The sequence below is a fragment of the Dehalobacter sp. DCM genome (genome assembly GCF_024972775.1).
Classification (GTDB): domain Bacteria; phylum Bacillota; class Desulfitobacteriia; order Desulfitobacteriales; family Syntrophobotulaceae; genus Dehalobacter.
On the sequence record NZ_CP092282.1, the window covers coordinates 4365354 to 4382895 of the forward strand.

The 17542-nt window shown below is 45.7% G+C and carries 13 protein-coding genes; all 13 read right to left on the reverse strand.

Features of this window, described 5'->3' with window-relative positions; genetic code table 11:
* Positions 1 to 7: 7 nt before the first annotated feature.
* Positions 8 to 439, reverse strand: a complete 432-nt coding sequence (locus LPY66_RS20280; RefSeq protein ID WP_337986047.1) for a DUF2680 domain-containing protein — start codon at positions 437 to 439, stop codon at positions 8 to 10.
* 148 nt (positions 440 to 587) lie between these two features.
* Positions 588 to 1982: a sensor histidine kinase gene (locus tag LPY66_RS20285; RefSeq protein ID WP_337986048.1), complete on the reverse strand. Its 1395-nt coding sequence runs from the start codon at positions 1980 to 1982 to the stop codon at positions 588 to 590.
* Positions 1979 to 2671: a response regulator transcription factor gene (locus LPY66_RS20290; RefSeq protein ID WP_337986049.1), complete on the reverse strand. Its 693-nt coding sequence runs from the start codon at positions 2669 to 2671 to the stop codon at positions 1979 to 1981. Before LPY66_RS20290 ends, LPY66_RS20285 begins: the two co-directional genes overlap by 4 nt.
* A gap of 344 nt (positions 2672 to 3015) precedes the next feature.
* On the reverse strand, positions 3016 to 3870 hold the full coding sequence (gene panB / locus LPY66_RS20295; RefSeq protein WP_337986050.1) for a 3-methyl-2-oxobutanoate hydroxymethyltransferase: 855 nt from the start codon (positions 3868 to 3870) through the stop codon (positions 3016 to 3018).
* A 576-nt stretch (positions 3871 to 4446) separates the two neighbouring features.
* Positions 4447 to 7269, reverse strand: a complete 2823-nt coding sequence (uvrA, locus tag LPY66_RS20300) for an excinuclease ABC subunit UvrA (protein WP_337986051.1) — start codon at positions 7267 to 7269, stop codon at positions 4447 to 4449.
* 217 nt (positions 7270 to 7486) lie between these two features.
* On the reverse strand, positions 7487 to 9532 hold the full coding sequence (gene uvrB, locus LPY66_RS20305; RefSeq protein WP_337986052.1) for an excinuclease ABC subunit UvrB: 2046 nt from the start codon (positions 9530 to 9532) through the stop codon (positions 7487 to 7489).
* A 195-nt stretch (positions 9533 to 9727) separates the two neighbouring features.
* Positions 9728 to 10744 carry a hypothetical protein gene (locus tag LPY66_RS20310; protein WP_337986053.1) on the reverse strand — a complete coding sequence of 339 codons (1017 nt, stop codon included), beginning with the start codon at positions 10742 to 10744 and terminating at the stop codon, positions 9728 to 9730.
* A gap of 409 nt (positions 10745 to 11153) precedes the next feature.
* Positions 11154 to 12341, reverse strand: coding sequence for a S41 family peptidase (locus LPY66_RS20315; RefSeq protein ID WP_337986054.1), 1188 nt, complete (start codon positions 12339 to 12341; stop codon positions 11154 to 11156).
* Between the two features lie 92 nt (positions 12342 to 12433).
* Positions 12434 to 13564, reverse strand: coding sequence for a murein hydrolase activator EnvC family protein (locus tag LPY66_RS20320; protein WP_337986055.1), 1131 nt, complete (start codon positions 13562 to 13564; stop codon positions 12434 to 12436).
* A gap of 116 nt (positions 13565 to 13680) precedes the next feature.
* Positions 13681 to 14565, reverse strand: coding sequence for a permease-like cell division protein FtsX (ftsX, locus tag LPY66_RS20325; RefSeq protein WP_337986056.1), 885 nt, complete (start codon positions 14563 to 14565; stop codon positions 13681 to 13683).
* Positions 14555 to 15241 (reverse strand): cell division ATP-binding protein FtsE, encoded by a 687-nt coding sequence (gene ftsE, locus LPY66_RS20330; protein ID WP_337986057.1) that lies wholly within the window; start codon positions 15239 to 15241, stop codon positions 14555 to 14557. The genes ftsX and ftsE overlap by 11 nt, the downstream gene beginning before the upstream one ends.
* Before the next feature lie 512 nt (positions 15242 to 15753).
* Complete coding sequence (locus LPY66_RS20335) at positions 15754 to 16713, reverse strand: transketolase family protein (protein ID WP_337986058.1); 960 nt, start codon at positions 16711 to 16713, stop codon at positions 15754 to 15756.
* Positions 16713 to 17525: a transketolase gene (locus tag LPY66_RS20340; protein WP_337986059.1), complete on the reverse strand. Its 813-nt coding sequence runs from the start codon at positions 17523 to 17525 to the stop codon at positions 16713 to 16715. The genes LPY66_RS20335 and LPY66_RS20340 overlap by 1 nt, the downstream gene beginning before the upstream one ends.
* Between the last annotated feature and the right edge of the window lie 17 nt (positions 17526 to 17542).

The following is a 17542-nucleotide window of genomic DNA, read 5'->3' on the forward strand; positions in this document are numbered from 1 at the left end:
TTGTGTTTTATCTCCCGTTGCCAAAACAGCACGCGCCACTCCCGGCACCCACGCCGCGACCGGAAAATCCTTTTCCTCCGGAGCCAAGTCCTGTACCCTTGCCGACACCTGTCCCGTCACAATAGGCTGCGTTTGCTTCGATTCGTTGGATCAACGCATCCGCTTCCTGCTGGGTCAACAATCCTGCAGTCACTTTTTTCTGGATGGCGGCCTTTTTGTTTATCAACATCTGTTCTTTGAATTCTTCCAGCAAACCGGCGTCAGCTGCAAGCTGGCCAAAGCTTTTCCCTGACTCTCTCTGGTCATAAGCCTGATCCACTGTAATCCCTTTCAATCCGGCATATATCTCCGCGGGAGACTTGTAAGTTGCTGCTAGCGCTGTCCCAGCTCCTACCAAGATAAGCCCTGCTGTTATAACACCAATAATCACTTTCTTCATTGCTGTTCCTCCTATCTAATCCTATTAGAGCATCGCTCTCTTTACTATGTACAGTTTATCGCGACATTATGAAGAAGTAATGGAGAACTCGTGTGAGTTTAGAGAACGACACGTATAGGCCCCCTAAATAAGTGCCTATCGAATGACCTTATATTTCGTAATAATCGAGTGGCAGATATATGCTGACCGTTGTTCCGTTTCCTGCTCTACTGGCCACTTCAATCCGTCCATGATGTGCCTCGATCAATGCTTTTGTTATGGTCAGACCAATCCCGGCTCCACCCGTTTTTCTGTCTCTGGATACATCTCCCCTGTAAAACCGTTCAAATATATGCGGGAGATCTCCTGCCGGAATGCCGCAGCCGGTATCTCTGATTTCGATAACTGCCTCTTTACCGTCTATATTCAGAGAAACACTGATACTGCCCTGTTCATCAGTATATTTATAGGCATTGAATAAAATATTGACAACGATCTGATTCAGTCGGTCGACATCCCCTTGTAACATGATTCCGGGCTGAATATGTGTGCTGAATTCGATTCTCTTTTCTCTGAATAGGGATGTAAAGTTCGCACTGGCCTTTTCCAGTAAATGGGATAAATCCAAAGGAGTCACATTTAAGACAATGGCCTCATTTTCCACCACCGACAATTCGTTCAGATCAGTGATCAAGCGCGTTATTCGGATGATTTCATCATAGCAGTTGCTCAATCGTTGCGGTGTGACTTCCCATACACCGTCGATCATCGCTTCGATATGGCTTTGCAGCGTTGCCAAAGGGGTTCTTAATTCATGGGCGATATCGGACGTCAGCCTTTTGCGCAGCTTTTCTTGATTTTTTAGAGAACGGGCAAGTCCCTCCGTGGCCTTTGCTAATTCATCGATTTCGATGGTCTGTGAGAGGACCTGCACTGTATCCTCTCTATTTTCGGCAATCGTCTCTAAGTTGCGCTTAACCCGCATCAACGGCTGCAAAAACTTACCGGCGACATTTTTGCTGATGATCCGTGCTAGCCATACTGAAAGAATCAGTGCCACCAGAAAAACAAAATTGATTGCCAAGATAAATCCGCGATCTTCCGTTGTGGCGATGATTGAGGTACGACGCCCGATTGCTACTTTCCCGATGCCCTTTTCTTCGCCTTGGAGACGATATTCCCTATACGTCAGCTTCGACTCAGAAATCACAGGGGTATCCCTCATCATCATTCCCTGTCCGCGGCCCATCATATTTCGACCATTGCCGAAGGTGAGCGAATTAAACAACAATGTTCCCGAAGCATCATAGAGCTTGATCTCTGCGTTCTCGCTGTTGGCGTATTGTACAAGCCGCATCCACTCGACCTGAACAAACCCATTATCTGTAGCGTACCGATCTTCTAGGTACATAACGATTTTTCGATCGCTCTTCAGACTGACCTGTTCAACGTAATGATGAAAAAAGTAAAGGATTCCGATATTGCTTAGGGTAAATATAACCAGAACAGAGACAACGGTCACCAGAATAAAATATCGGCGCAACTGTCTATCAATCGTAATCATAGCCGCTCACCGGTGAATTTATAACCAATACCATATACAGTAGTAACATATAAGGGTTCTTTATAGTCATCCTCGATCTTTTGTCGGATATTTTTAACATGCGTGTCAATTGTCCTCTCATACCCGGCAAAATCAAAACCAAGCGCGCTATCGATTAATTGTGTTCTGGAAAACGTCCGGTTAGTATTCTTCGCCAGGGTAAGCAGGATACTGAATTCATTGGGTGTAAGCCTTACTTCTTGTCCCTTTTTCCGGACCGTATGTTCCTCTTCATTGATTTCCAAATCACCGCTGTTAAAGGAGAGAACGGGACCTGCCAAGTTGTTTCTCGCTGTGCGCCGTAAGATCGCTTTCACCCGCATGACCAATTCCCGGGGGCTGAAAGGCTTGACTAAATAATCATCTGCACCTAAGGCCAGTCCGTTGATTCGATCTTCTTCAGCGTTCTTTGCTGTGAGCATCAGCACCGGAACATTGGATTCCCGTCGGATAAGCCGGCATATCTCTTCCCCGGACAATCCTGGAAGCATGAGGTCTAATATGAGGAAGTCGGGCTTAAGCAAAGGAAATAAGCGGTAAGCTTCTTCCCCGTTGACAGATGTAAAAACATCGTAACCTTCCTTTTGTAAATAATCTTTAATTACTTCCAACAAATTGACTTCATCGTCCACGACCAGAATCTTTGTCATACTCCCACTCCTTATCCGTCAGGATGGTCATAAGCAATCACTGCTACTTATTCAATTTTACCTTGTTTAATGAATATTCTGCAAGCTTCGTATTCTTTTGCACAAAAAGTCCCTTTGACGTCAGTGTGAAACATCTTAAATATCTCCGAAATAAGAAAAGCTTGGCTGGAGCCAAGCCCTTGGCGCAGGCTCCAGCCCTAGCAGCACTATATGCATTAGAAAGTCTTTTAGAGTTTTTCTGATATGTAAGCAAAAAACACTGCTCCCAGCTTGGCTGCGCAGTGTTTTTATCTATTGTATATGATGCCAGGTTATACAGTGACGTGTCGATTGGATTCTAACGCTTATTGCTTGTTCTCGATTTTTTCTAACAGTTTTTCGCGCTCGCCATTAATAAAGTTGTAATGGTGGCAGGTATCCGGATACTGTTGTCCGACGACATCGTCTTTATAGCCATTCAATGCCTCAAGAATGATCGAATTCAGGTCAACATATTTCTTAACAAATTTCGGGGTAAACGCATCGAAGAATCCCAGCATGTCATGAACTATCATGAGCTGACCATGGACATGGGGACCTGCCCCAATCCCAATAACCGGGATATTGGCACGTTCAGCAACTATTTTGCCGACTTCCGGCGGAATCGCTTCCAGAAGCAGCAGGCTGATACCGGCTTCTTCCAGGATCTTGGCGTCTTCAATGATCCGCAGCGCCCCGGCGCAATCTCTGCCTTGAGACTTCAAGCCACCGAGTTGAGCCATGGACTGCGGTGTCAGGCCAAGATGTCCCATGACTGGTATAGTCGCCTTCACCATGGCTTCGACGGTATCCGCCATATTGGCTCCACCCTCAATTTTGACTGCATCACAACCTGCTTCAGCCATAAAACGGCTGGCGTTGCGAATGGCTTCCTTTTTGCTGATCTGATAGGTCATGTAGGGCATATCCCCCACCAGAAATGATGACGGCGAGCCTTTACGTACAGCCTTAGCGTGAGTAACCATCGTATCCAAATCCATACCAAGAGTCGTTTCTTCTCCCATGACCGTCATCGCCATTGAATCCCCGACAAGAACGATATCTATACCAGCCTTCTCTTCGAGAAGTGCCATTGGATAGTCATAGCAGGTCAGCATGGTAATTTTTTCACCAGCGTTAATCTTTGTGTGCAGTGTGTTAATGTTTACTTTCGGACGCATTGTCTCTTTCCCTCCAAATTACATTAAAATGATTATGTAAAATCATTAAATAATAATATATACTAAACGCGGCGGATTGTCTACCCCCTGCCGACACTTTTCCACGCTGGGAGTACACCAATTTTTGTCACCAGACACGTCATTTTACACGGCTGCACTATTGCACGCTTAAAAACGGGCAGCATCGCGCTTTTGACCCAAATAAATTAATTTAAGGGTTAACAAGGTACTAGTGCCATGTAAACCCTAATTCCTGTACATCCTTGCGGCAGATTTCATGTAATACTGCGTTGTCTTGCCGCTCCTACACCCTCCATGGTGTCCGCGGCATTAGTCCATCCGTGGACGTTAATCGGCATACGCTAGGTATGCCTTGCCTCCGACGGCCAAGGATGGCCTAGTGTCGCGATGCCATGGATGGCAAGGAGCGACCGCCTTGTCTTACAAGAAATCTGCTCGCAATTATATTACAGTTTTAGAGTTTACAAGGCACTAGAGCATAAAAATGACACCAATCATTAAGGTTGGTGTCGGAGATTTTCATTATTTCCAAAAGCTAATTGCTTTTTGGACTCCTCATGTCGTCAAATAGTGAGTTAAAAATTGTCCGGTATACGACGCCGCCACAGCGGCAACTTCCTCCGGTGTCCCTGCCGCAACAATCTCGCCGCCGCGATTTCCTCCTTCCGGCCCGAGATCAATAATATAATCTGCGGTTTTGATCACATCCAGATTGTGTTCAATAATCAAAACACTATCGCCAGCATCGACTAAGCGCTGCAGAACCGTCAGCAGTTTATCGACATCGGCGACATGAAGACCTGTCGTCGGTTCATCTAAAATATACAGTGTCTTACCTGTGCTGCGGCGCGATAGCTCCGTGGCTAATTTGACACGCTGCGCTTCGCCGCCGGAAAGTGTCGTGGCTGGTTGGCCCAGTTTGATATAACCCAAACCGACATCCTGAAGTGTTTGCATCTTTCGTGAAATCCGCGGGATGGCCTCAAAGAATTCCACGGCCTCATCCACCGTCATATCGAGTACTTCCGCAATGCTTTTCCCTTTGAAACCAACTTCCAGTGTTTCACGATTATACCTCTGACCGCGGCAGATTTCACAGGGAACGTAGACGTCAGGCAGGAAATGCATCTCGATTTTGATTATGCCGTCTCCTTTGCAGGCTTCACAGCGCCCCCCCTTAACATTAAAACTGAAACGTCCGGGCTTATACCCTCTGATCTTTGCTTCCGGTGTCTGGGAATACAAATCCCGGATAAAGTCAAATACGCCGGTATATGTGGCCGGATTAGATCTTGGTGTTCGTCCTATTGGCGATTGGTCAATGTCAATGACCTTATCGACATACTCAAGTCCTTTAATCTCCTGATATTGTCCGGGACGGACTTTGCTGCTGATTTTCAGCTCCTGCTGCAGTCCCTTGAATAAGATCTCATTGATCAGCGTACTTTTACCTGAACCGGAAACACCGGTGACACAGGTCATAACACCAAGCGGGAACTTCACATGGAGCTTTTTTAAATTATTCTGCTCGGCGCCAATGACCTCCAGCCATTTCCCATTCGGCTTGCGTCGCTCCGCCGGCACATGTATTTTTCTGCGGCCGCTCTGATACTGGCCGGTTATAGAGACCTCACAGGCTTTTATCGCTGCGAGATCTCCCTGAGCGACGATATGCCCACCATGCGCCCCGGCACCCGGACCGATATCGATAATATGATCTGCAGCTAGAAGCGTATCTTCATCATGTTCAACCACAATCAGTGTATTTCCTAGGTCGCATAATTTTCTCAATGTCTCCAGCAATTTGGCGTTATCACGTTGATGAAGACCGATACTGGGTTCATCAAGGACATATAATACCCCGGTCAAACTTGATCCGATCTGTGTCGCCAGACGTATACGCTGCGCTTCTCCGCCTGATAATGTGCCCGCCGCTCGGTCAAGGGTCATATAATCCAATCCGACATTGACCAAAAACCCGAGTCTTTCCTTAATTTCTTTCAATACCTGGCGCCCAATCAGCTGTTCCTTTTCGCTTAAGACGAGATGATTAAAAAAATCCAGGGATTCAGCAACGGTTTGTTTCGTTAGTTCATAGATAGATAATGTATTGATTTTCACAGCCAGTGCTTCCGGCTTTAATCGTTTCCCCTGGCAAGACGGACATGACTTTTCCGTCATATATCCTTCGATCTCGTTACGGACATAGTCCGATGACGATTCTTTATAGCGGCGGTTAAAATACGGAATTAACCCTTCAAACGGTGCCTTCCAGTATTTTTGCTCATCAAATACATTATAGTAACTGAACTTTATGGGAATATCTGATCCGTTGACCAGGGCTTCCCATTGTTCCGGTGTGAAATCCCGGATGGGTGTATCCAGACTGAAACCAAATTTTTCAGATAGCCCTTGCAGCAGCGCCGGGTAATAACTGGAGCTGGATTTTGCCCAGGGAACGATAGCCCCTTCATTGATCGAAAGACTTCGATCAGGAATGATTAAATCAATATCTGTTTCGAGATTGGCCCCAAGCCCGGTACATACCGGGCAAGCCCCAAAGGGGCTGTTGAAAGAAAACAGCCGCGGTGAGATTTCCTCGATTGCAATACCGCAATCAGGGCAAGCAAAATTTTCACTAAACAGGATTTCTTCCTGTCCTATGATGTCAACAATGACGGTCCCTTCGGCGAGTTTCAAGGCTGTCTCTAATGAGTCGGCAAGACGCGCCGCGCTTTCCGGCTTCACGGCAATACGGTCAACAACGACATCCAGTGTGTGTTTTTTATTCTTATCCAAGACAATTTCCTCGTTAAGATCGCGAACTTCGCCATCCACCCGTACACGAACATAGCCACTTTTCCGAACGTGTTCCAATGTGCGCTGGTGCTCTCCTTTTTTCCCTCGGATAATCGGCGCCAGCACTTGCAGACGTGTCTTTTCAGGGTAGATCATGATCTGATCTACCATCTGCTGAATTGTCTGCTGTGTGATCTTTTTGCCGCACTGCGGACAATGCGGATGACCGATACGGGCATACAACAGACGGAGATAATCGTAAATCTCCGTAATCGTACCGACAGTCGAACGCGGGTTACGGCTCGTTGTTTTCTGATCAATGGATATGGCGGGGGAAAGTCCTTCAATATAATCCACATCCGGTTTGTCCATCTGTCCTAAAAACTGTCTGGCATAAGCGGAGAGTGATTCAACGTAGCGCCGCTGTCCTTCTGCATAAATTGTATCAAAAGCCAGCGACGACTTCCCCGATCCGGACAGCCCGGTAATGACAACCAGCTTGTCCCTGGGGATGTCAACATTAATGTTTTTCAAATTATGGACACGAGCCCCCCGCACCTTGATGTAGTCCTGGGTCATAGTCCCTCCATGAATACGCGTAATTTATTACTATGTGTTCCTTCTAATTATACAATATAACGCCAGAAAAAGGAACACATGTTCGTCTGTCGGTGCTACTTTCTACGGAGTCGATTTTTTTCTTTCTTCTCTTCTCTTCGCTTCGCTTTGCTTTGCTTTGCTTCTATTCCACTTCTTCACGTATTAGTTGGCCAATTTTCCCTAATGTAAAAACGGATTACCGTCGTCTCTTCTTGGATCGGTAAGCTTTTTCCGCAGGATAATTTTTATTTTTACCTCCGGCACTCTTGCTGCCGGAAGATTCGCCCTTAAGCTCGATAATGGCGTCTCTCAAGTCGGCCGCCCGCTCGAAGTCTAACTCCTTCGCCGCCTTAAGCATTTCTGCTTCCAGAACCTTGATCAGTTTTTCCTTTTCTTCCGGCGATATTTTACTCCCTTGCTCCCCATATGCCGTCATTTTCTCTGCTACCTTTGTCGCTTCCGGCACCTCATAAATCTGCTTACGAATGGTTTGCGGAATAATTCCGTGCGCCGTATTAAAGTCCGTCTGAATCTGCCTGCGGCGGTTGGTTTCGCTGATAGCCGCTTGCATTGAATCCGTCATATGGTCTGCATACATGATGACTTTTCCGTTTACATTGCGGGCAGCCCGGCCGACTGTCTGAATTAAAGAACGTTCCGAACGCAAAAAACCTTCTTTATCGGCATCCAGGATCGCTACCAGGGATACCTCCGGTAAGTCAAGCCCCTCTCTTAATAAGTTGATCCCTACAATGACATCGATTTCTCCTAACCGTAATTCACGCAGGATTTCAAGTCTTTCTAATGTCGTAATATCGGAGTGGAGATAGCGGACCTTAATATTCAGTTGTTTCAAATAATCGGTAAGGTCCTCGGACATTCTCTTCGTCAGTGTTGTGATCAGGATTCTTTCATTATTGGCGATGCGCAGCCGGAGTTCACCGATTAAATCATCGATCTGTCCTTTAGTCGGTCTGACGCTGATCTCAGGATCAATAAGTCCTGTTGGCCGAATGATTTGCTCCACAGCTTCCCGGCAATGTTCTTTTTCATAGGGACCTGGTGTCGCACTGACATAAACTTTCTGCGGTGTGAGCAATTCAAATTCGTTAAAGCGCAGCGGACGGTTATCCAATGCGGACGGCAGCCGAAAACCATGCTCCACAAGCGTGCTCTTCCGCGACCGGTCTCCTTCATACATCCCTCTGACCTGCGGGAGAGTCTGATGTGACTCGTCAATGAACATAAGAAAATCCTTGGGGAAAAAATGCAGCAGGGTATAAGGGGTCTCGCCAGGTTCTCTGAAAGTCAAATGACGGGAATAATTTTCTATCCCGTTGCAAAATCCCATTTCGCGAAGCATTTCGACATCGTAGCGTGTGCGCTGTTCGATACGCTGTGCTTCCAAAAATTTTTCTCTGGCTCGGAACCAGGTTAGCTGCTGTTCCAGCTCCTGTTCTATATTCGCTGTTGCGACAAGCAACTTCTCTTTCTCGGTGACATAGTGCGAATTCGGGAAGATCGCGATGTGCTTTCGTTCTCCCAAAATCTCACCCGTAAGAATATTTACCTCGTAAATGTGTTCAATCTCATCACCAAACATTTCGATCCGAACCGCCTTTTCATCCGAAGCGGCAGGACAGATCTCGACGATATCCCCTTTGACACGGAACGTTCCGCGGGAAAAAGACATATCATTGCGGTCATATTGAATTTCCACCAATTTGCGAAGCATTTGGTTCCGTTCAATTTCCTGACCCTGCCTGAGAGAGAGTACCATATTTCGGTATTCATCCGGCGAACCCATACCGTAAATGCAAGAAACGCTGGCTACGACGATGACATCACGCCGTTCAAACAATGCGGCTGTTGCAGAGTGGCGTAGTTTTTCGATCTCTTCATTGATGGAGGCGTCTTTTTCTATATAAAGGTCATTCGACGGAACATACGCTTCCGGCTGATAATAATCGTAATAACTGACAAAATACTCCACTGCATTTTCCGGGAAAAACTCTTTAAACTCACAATAGAGCTGGCCGGCTAAAGTCTTATTATGGGCCAGAATCAAGGTGGGTTTCTGGACACGTTCGATAATACTGGCCATGGTAAATGTTTTACCGGACCCCGTCACCCCGAGGAGTGTCTGATGGTTTTTTCCGTCTAAAACCCCCTCTGTCAGCTTGTCCACTGCTTGCGGTTGATCACCGGCAAGTGCGTAGGGAGCATGCAGTCGAAATTCCATACTTTTTGACCTCCATTTGTAAAGAGTATCTTTATTATAAGATACACCCTACGTCAAGTCCAGCAGCCCCTATCTATTGAAAATTTTACCGTTATTTCCCGATGTGTATAGGAATTAACTGCCTATCTAAGAACGAAAACCTATGGGAACATGTTAAATGTACCCTTAGCGATGCCATCGTTATCCAACCGACAGTTAATTTTGAAGATCGCTTAAAATGCTGCTAATGAGCTCTCCTCGGAAATTATCCAGTCCCCGGAAATTCAACGTATCATTAATGACGTTTTTAAGCTTGAATCGGGCAATTTTACTGTTCTCCATAATCTCCACCAAGGTTGGGCTGTGTTTCAGCTGAAAGCCTTGCTCCTCGATCCGGCATGGATTACCCTTCCAGACTGCCAGATTCTTCTCTGGAAATACCAAGCCAATAACGGTATACGGTTTTAAGGGATGTACGATGATATCCATTCTCTGTCCCAGAGATTTAACTTCTTCCAGCAAGATACTCATGACATCAGAGGATTCTTCGCTATCGAGACAAATGCGGTCAAAATCCTTAATATAGCGCGGCACAAGATTAAACCAGGAGTCCAATTGAAGACCATGTAAAAAGAATAGCGACAAATTGCTGCTTTTAACCTTTGATAAAATTATGGCAATCTCATCAAAGCACCCACTGTCTTCTAAATTCTTATTACTTTGGTTCATCTCGGATCCGGTTAGAATAGGCGCCATGGATTCGCGTTCAATGGCATTATCTTGTTTGCCCAAATAATCCTCCCTGAGTTGGTGAATAATCTGTTGTTCTATATCGGCCAACTGGTGTTCCAATACCGTGATTTGGTCACGGTATTCTTCAAGTTTGCTCTTGCGGCAAAAAGAAGTAAAATCTATTTCCCTCACATACCCTCCGCTGAACTCGAAGCCCCATTTAAATTCATTTTTATCGAGGAGAGCGATTCGATAACTCGGTAAAAATATTCCGGCAACAGAATCAGGCTCTCTAATTGACCGGATATAATCAACCTCATATCCCCTATCGATCAGCTGAATTCCAATTAATTTCATCATTGTCGACTTTCCTGTCCCCGGCCCGCCGGTCAGCAAGTATGTATAACGGATATCTTTCAGCAATTCCGACAACAATGACACATAACCATAGGGAGTAAAAGCCTCAATAAAGTAATGCCTGACGCCTGCTGCGTTTCCCACCACGATTCCTCCTATTCGAGATATACTGTGTGATATTTTATGCGGAACAAAGCATCAGCGTTCGTATCTCTGCATGATATTAAGTAAAACTTGGCTGGCGTCAAGTCCTTAGACGAAGGCGGCAGCCATAGCTGCACTTATGTAATTCAGAACGTGAATTAAGCTTTCTGGAACAGAAAGTCACTTATACTTTCTGATATACTAAGTAAAACTTGGCTGGCGTCAAGTCCTTAGACGAAGAAGACGCAGCCATAGCTATACTTATGAAGTTCAAAACGCGAACCAAACTACTTGGACATAAAAAAACCTCCCCCTTATGATAAACAGTTTAATTATTTTAACTGCTGTCATAGGGGGAGTATACCACTAGCTGTTACACCCCTCGTTTACATTGAATTATCCATATTATTTACTGAATCATCTGCCCCAATGCCTCAATCCCCTTCGTGAGCTGACTGTCAAAGTCCGCCTCGTTTGGCAAGATCGTTGCTTTCTCATCTTCCTTAAGCTCCACCTTGACATCCGGTTCGACGCCAATTTTATTGATGTCGTTTTTCAATGGTGTAAGGTATTTGTCGGTTGTTAGCTTGACACTGGTATTGCCGTCCAGTTCGAATACCGTCTGCACAACGCCTTTGCCATACGTCTTCGTTCCAACCAAGATTCCGGCGCCGTAGTCTTTAACTGCACCGGAAACGATTTCCGATGCTGACGCCGAATACTCATTAATGAGGAGAACGATGGGTTTATTGATATAGTCGGCGGTTGCCCTCCGCGTATCAATGTTTCCTTTATTATCCACGATATGAACGATAGGTCCGTCATTAGCCGGTACCAAAAGACTGGCGACTTTTATCGCCGCATTGACTTCCCCGCCCGGATTGTAACGCAGATCAATAATCACACCGTTATATTTATCGATATCCATTTCTTTAAGTACGTTTTCCAACTCATCGCCGGTCTGCATACTGAAGCTGGAAATATCGATCAGCGCAATATCCGGATGTCCGGGAAGTGCCTGCCCTTCAACCGTCGGAACATTGATATTGTCCCGGATCATTGAGACGACAAACTCTTTACTCGTCCCAGGCCGATAGATCGTCACAGATACCTTGGTTCCGGGCTCGCCGCGTAATATCGCGACAGCGGTGTCCGAGCTGATTTCGGAAACATCTGTATCATCGATTTTGAGAATAATATCCCCGGCCTGAAGCCCCGCCCGTTCTGCGGGTGATCCCTTGATGGGCCGCATGACAACCAATTTGGTTGGATCCGCCGTACTTAAGTGGACGCCAATACCACCAAATGTTCCCTGAATCGAATTCATCAGTTTTTCGTTCTCTTCCGCATCCTGATACGATGAATATTTATCCAGAGAACTGACCATTCCCTTAATGGCTCCCTCGACAAGATCGGCACCTTCAGTTTCATTTAAGTAATATTTATCAATAAGATGAACGACTCGCGTGAGTCTTCCCATATTATCATAATTAACAAAAATAATTCCGCTGATGATTACCGCCAGTGCCGCACATAAGATCAGGCCGACTGCAGCGGCCTGTATAAATGCTTTTTTCCAGTTGACACGGTTAGACAATGATCCAACACTTCCCTTAAGCTTATTTATCCTTATTATATGCGGACAAGTTTCTCGTTATTGCCCTTTTGCCATAACCGCAAAAATAAATATTAGAAAAAGGCCATGGGATTCGTTGGAACACCGTTTTTCCGAACTTCAAAATGCAAGTGCGGACCTGTACTCCACCCTGTGGAACCAACATAACCAATCACCTGGCCTGCTGAAACAGTGGCGCCTGCGGCGACTGCCCGACTGGACATATGTCCATAAAGCGTTGACATATTATTGCCATGGTCAATGATCACGGCATTGCCATATGCACCGTACCATCCAGAGAAAATGACTGTGCCTGCACCGGCTGCCATTATTTTGGAGCCATAGGAAGCCCCGATATCAACCCCGGTATGCAGTTTGTATTGCCCTGTTACCGGATGAACCCTGTAACCATAATTACTGGTTATATATCGGGTGTATGATGGCCACGTATTAATGGTACCGGTTACTTTCCCTTTGTTGTTTTTTTGAAGCTCACGGATCTTTGCTTCCAGTGCTTTCGAATCGGCTTCCAGTTTTTCAATTTGTTCGAGTATTTCTGCTTGATCTTTTTTGTTTTCAGCTAAAGCGATCTGTTTTTGCGCTTTCGTGCTATCCAGGTATTGTTTGGCTGCTGCCGCTTGCTGCTTTAAGTTCTCCGCTTCATTCATTTTATTAACAAGCTGCACTTTTTTCTGATCCAGATCGTGTTTCTGAACACGGATATCCGTCAAGATATCCTGATCGTTTTCCACCAAACAACTTAAATATTCTACCCGGGTGATAAAATCAGAGAGATCCGTTGACTGAAAGAGTACCTCGAGATAATTGACCTGACCCGCTTCGTATATCGACCGAACGCGATTGCGCAACGTTTCCTGGCGATCAGTCAATTCGGCTTCTTTCGCTTCCACTTCACCTTGGATATAGGCGACTTCTTCCTGAGCATTGGCAAACGCATGTTCTTTTTTGGATAAATCGGTTTCAGCCACAGTGATCTTTTGGGTGAGATCCTTGATTTGGGTTTGCATTTGCTGTGCTTTATTCGTTAGATTTTTAAGATTGCTCTCAGCTTTATTTTGTTTCTGTAATATCTCCTGCTGCTGTTTAAGCGCGTCATCTAAATCATCTGCACTGACCGGAAAACTAAATGTGACTAATAAGACAGCCAGTATAAATAGCACAACGACTTTCGATTTTTTCGCCATTCTCTTTTATTACCTCCCGAATAAAACTCTAAAATTGAAAATATCTTATTCTTTTTTATATATCGTCATTTGACGTCAGTAAATGAAGAAACCTGACTGGTTCACCCTTCAGAAGCTTAAATGTTCAAGAACTTTCTTACTGAAAAAGCACTAGCCAGAAATCCCATGGCGATTCCGCCAAAGAACATGATCAAAAGAACAGTGAGAATAAACTGTTGACTGCTGACGACGGGGAGAAATGTCAATGACGTAATGATATAGTTCAAAAGACCGGTATACGTAACACCAACAAGCGTAATGGCCAGCATGGCCCCGATCATGCCAATCAATATACCTTCAATTAAGAACGGCCAGCGCACAAACGATTTGCTTGCCCCCACAAGACGCATGATTTGGATCTCTTTCTCTCTTGAATTCACGTTTGTCTTGATATTCAGGACGATTAGCAGAAAAGATGCGCAGGCAAATGCCACGACCACACCAATCCCAATCCAACGCAGCCACTGAGTAAATTTGACTAGTTTTTCAACGAACCCCTGTCCATAACGGACTTTATCAATACCATCGAATCCGTTGACCTCTGCTGCAACCGCTTCGACCAAGCCAGCTTCGGTGGTCGTGATCGTTATCTTATTCGGAAAGGGATTGACCCCACCCAAATCTTCCAACAATGAGTCCGAATCCATGGTCTCTTGGAACTCAAGGATTGCCTGATCCTTAGTGGTCAGCGTAACGGTAGCTATACCTTCAATACTTTCTATTTGGCTTTTCAGATCAGCAATCTGTGTGTCTGTCAAATCATCTTTAAGAAAAACGGCAATTTCTACCTGGGACTCAAAGGTATCTGCGATATTCTCGGTATTCACTAAAAAGAAAATGGAATATCCAAGAATCGTTAACGAAATCATGACGGTTAAAATAGACGCTGCACTTAGCCAAAAATTTCTCTTAAGTGACAAGAGGGACTGCGTGATCACATAACCAAAAGAGTTAAAAGTCAATTCGATATGCCCCCTCTTTACTGTCCGATGTTATTCTGCCTTCTTCGATGCGCACAACTCGTTTTTTCATTTTGTCGGTAATGTAGCGGGCATGCGTCGCCATGACAATGGTTGTCCCCATTGCGTTGACATGGTCCAGTAACTCCATAATGTTCCAGGATGTTTCCACATCAAGATTACCCGTCGGTTCATCCGCGACAAGCAGTTCCGGACGATTGACCAGCGCTCTGGCAATACAGACCCGCTGTTGTTCCCCGCCGGATAACTCAGACGGAAATGAATTCTTTTTCTTGGAAAGTCCAACCAGATCAAGGATCCGATTGCTGTTCTCTCTGGTCTCTTTCTGACTCTTGCCAATAACTTGTTGTGCAAAAGCAACGTTCTCATAGACTGTTTTCGTCGGCAGTAACTTAAAGTCCTGGAAAATAACGCCTATTTTCCTTCTGACTAATGGAACCTGATGCGCATTAATTCTGACAAGATTTGTATTGTCTATCAAAACCTGTCCTCTGGTGGCTATCTCTTCACGGTATAACAATTTGATCAAAGTCGATTTGCCTGCGCCGCTGGCGCCAACCAGAAAAACAAATTCCCCTTTAGCAATGTCCAGATTAACATTCATTAATGCACGCGCCCCACTGGGATAAATTTTGGATACATTTTTCAGTTTGATCATTATTTTTCTCCTCGACTAGTACCTTGTTAACTCTAAAATGATAATATAATAGCTTGCAGATTTTTGTAAGACAAGGCGGATGATTGAGGCATACCGAGCGTATGTCGATTGACGTCCACGGATGGACTAATGCCGCGGACACCATGGAGGGTGTAGGAGCGGCAAGGCCACGGATGGACTAATGCCGCGGACACCATGGAGGGTGTAGGAGCGGTGAAGACAACGCAGTATTACTAAAAATCTGCCGCCAGAATATATAAGCTTTAGGGTTAATATGGTACTAACCTACTGTTGCGGTGCCAATATCTTTTATAACGTATTACTCTTCGACATGATACTCCGATTTCCTGTTAAAAAAGGCTAGAAATATTAAACAAATTTACCTTATGATAACCATGCCAATAAATTAAAACTGCATCATACATCGGGTACAGAATTTTAAGTATACCCGAAAGCATGATGCAGTTTGATTCTGACATAAACATTCTTTGTGGATTGAATTATGACCGACTTTATTTTCGTTGCATTACGTCCTTGACAGCGGCTATGATATCTTGGGCTTTCAAGTGATACTTCGCCAGAAGTTCATCCGGACGGCCAGATTCTCCAAAGAGGTCCTGTACACCAACACGACGCATAGGCACCGGATAAGTCTCACCGAGCACTTCCGCCACGGCACTTCCAAGACCGCCGATAATATTATGTTCTTCCGCCGTAACAACCGCCCCGGTGTTTTTCGCCACTTGAACGATCGTATCCTGATCGATCGGCTTGACGCACGCACAGTTTACAACCGTGATTTCAATACCATCCGCACTCAGTTCGTTAGCCGCTTTCAAGGCTTCCACAACCATAAGGCCGTTAGCAATCACCGCTGCATCTGTTCCTTCTCTGATCACGTTGGCTTTGCCTATTTCAAATTGATACTCCGAATCAAAAAGCACCGGCAATGCCAGTCTTCCCAGCCGGATATAGACCGGTCCACGAAACGCTGCCGCCGCTTTGATAACTTGGCTGGTTTCTTCGGCATCCGCAGGCACCAGCACCGTCATATTTGGTACGGAGCGCATGATGGCCACATCTTCAATCGCCTGATGCGACGCCCCGTCTTCTCCGACACTGATACCGGCATGTGTTGCGGCAATTTTTACATTCAACTTGGGATAAGCGATGGAGTTACGAATAATTTCAAATGCCCGTCCTGTCGCAAAGATGGCAAACGTGCTGGCGAAAGGAATCTTTCCCGCTGCTGCCAGACCTGCTGAAAAACCAAGCAGGTTTTGTTCTGCGACACCCATATTGATGAAGCGTTCCGGGAAAACCTTGGCAAAATCAGCCGTCTTCGTTGATTTGGACAAATCCGCATCGAGGACAACAATATCTTTATTGTCTGCACCGAGTTGAGCCAGTGTTTTTCCATAAGCGTCACGTGTTGCGATACTCTGTGTCGTATTAAGATCAAAGACTCCCATTACTTCCCACCTCCCAGTTCGGTCAGGGCTGTTTCCGCTTGTTCCGGATTCGGCGCATTTCCGTGCCATCCTGCTTCATTTTCCATGAAGGAAACCCCTTTGCCCTTTACGGTTTTGGCAATGATCATGGTGGGCTTTCCTTGAAGACCTTTCGCTGTTTCAATCGCGCTATAGATTTCTTCAGAAGCATGCCCATCAATTTCGAGAACATTCCAGCCGAATGCGCGCCATTTTTCATCCAACGGCGCGGAGTTCATGACGTTTTCGGTCTTCCCGTCGATTTGAAGACCATTGCAGTCAAGAAATGCCGTGAGATTATCCAGTTGGTAATGGGCGGCCGCCATGGCGGCTTCCCAAACTAGGCCTTCCGCCATCTCGCCGTCTCCCAGCAGACAATAGACACGGTAATCCTTCTGATCCAGCTTTCCGGCCAGCGCCATGCCACATGCAGCGGATATCCCCTGTCCCAGAGACCCGGTCGACATATCGACGCCCGGTACCTTCTTCATATCAGGGTGACCCTGCAGAAAATGACCGGTCTTCCTCAAGCTTGAGAGTTCCTCTCTGGGAAAATAACCTTTCGCGGCCAGTGCCGCATAGAGCACCGGTGCAGCGTGGCCTTTGCTTAAGATAAAACGATCTCTTTCAGGCCAATCCGGACGAGACGGATCAACATTCATCACCTTGAAATACAAAACTGCCAATATATCCGCTGCCGAGAGGCTGCCACCGGGATGACCGGATTTTGCCTTCAACAGCATGGAAATGATATCCTTGCGAATACCGCAGGCTATTTCTCTAAGCTCAGACATAGAATAAAATTCCTCCT

Excerpts from the sequence above, each read along its gene's own strand:
- LPY66_RS20340 (WP_337986059.1), bottom strand. The coding sequence starts at position 17,525 with ATGTCTGAGCTTAGAGAAATAGCCTGCGGTATTCGCAAGGATATCATT.
- panB (WP_337986050.1), bottom strand. The coding sequence starts at position 3,870 with ATGCGTCCGAAAGTAAACATTAACACACTGCACACAAAGATTAACGCT.
- ftsE (WP_337986057.1), bottom strand. The coding sequence starts at position 15,241 with ATGATCAAACTGAAAAATGTATCCAAAATTTATCCCAGTGGGGCGCGT.
- LPY66_RS20335 (WP_337986058.1), bottom strand. The coding sequence starts at position 16,713 with ATGGGAGTCTTTGATCTTAATACGACACAGAGTATCGCAACACGTGAC.
- uvrB (WP_337986052.1), bottom strand. The coding sequence starts at position 9,532 with ATGGAATTTCGACTGCATGCTCCCTACGCACTTGCCGGTGATCAACCG.
- LPY66_RS20280 (WP_337986047.1), bottom strand. The coding sequence starts at position 439 with ATGAAGAAAGTGATTATTGGTGTTATAACAGCAGGGCTTATCTTGGTA.
- LPY66_RS20285 (WP_337986048.1), bottom strand. The coding sequence starts at position 1,982 with ATGATTACGATTGATAGACAGTTGCGCCGATATTTTATTCTGGTGACC.
- uvrA (WP_337986051.1), bottom strand. The coding sequence starts at position 7,269 with ATGACCCAGGACTACATCAAGGTGCGGGGGGCTCGTGTCCATAATTTG.
- LPY66_RS20320 (WP_337986055.1), bottom strand. The coding sequence starts at position 13,564 with ATGGCGAAAAAATCGAAAGTCGTTGTGCTATTTATACTGGCTGTCTTA.
- LPY66_RS20290 (WP_337986049.1), bottom strand. The coding sequence starts at position 2,671 with ATGACAAAGATTCTGGTCGTGGACGATGAAGTCAATTTGTTGGAAGTA.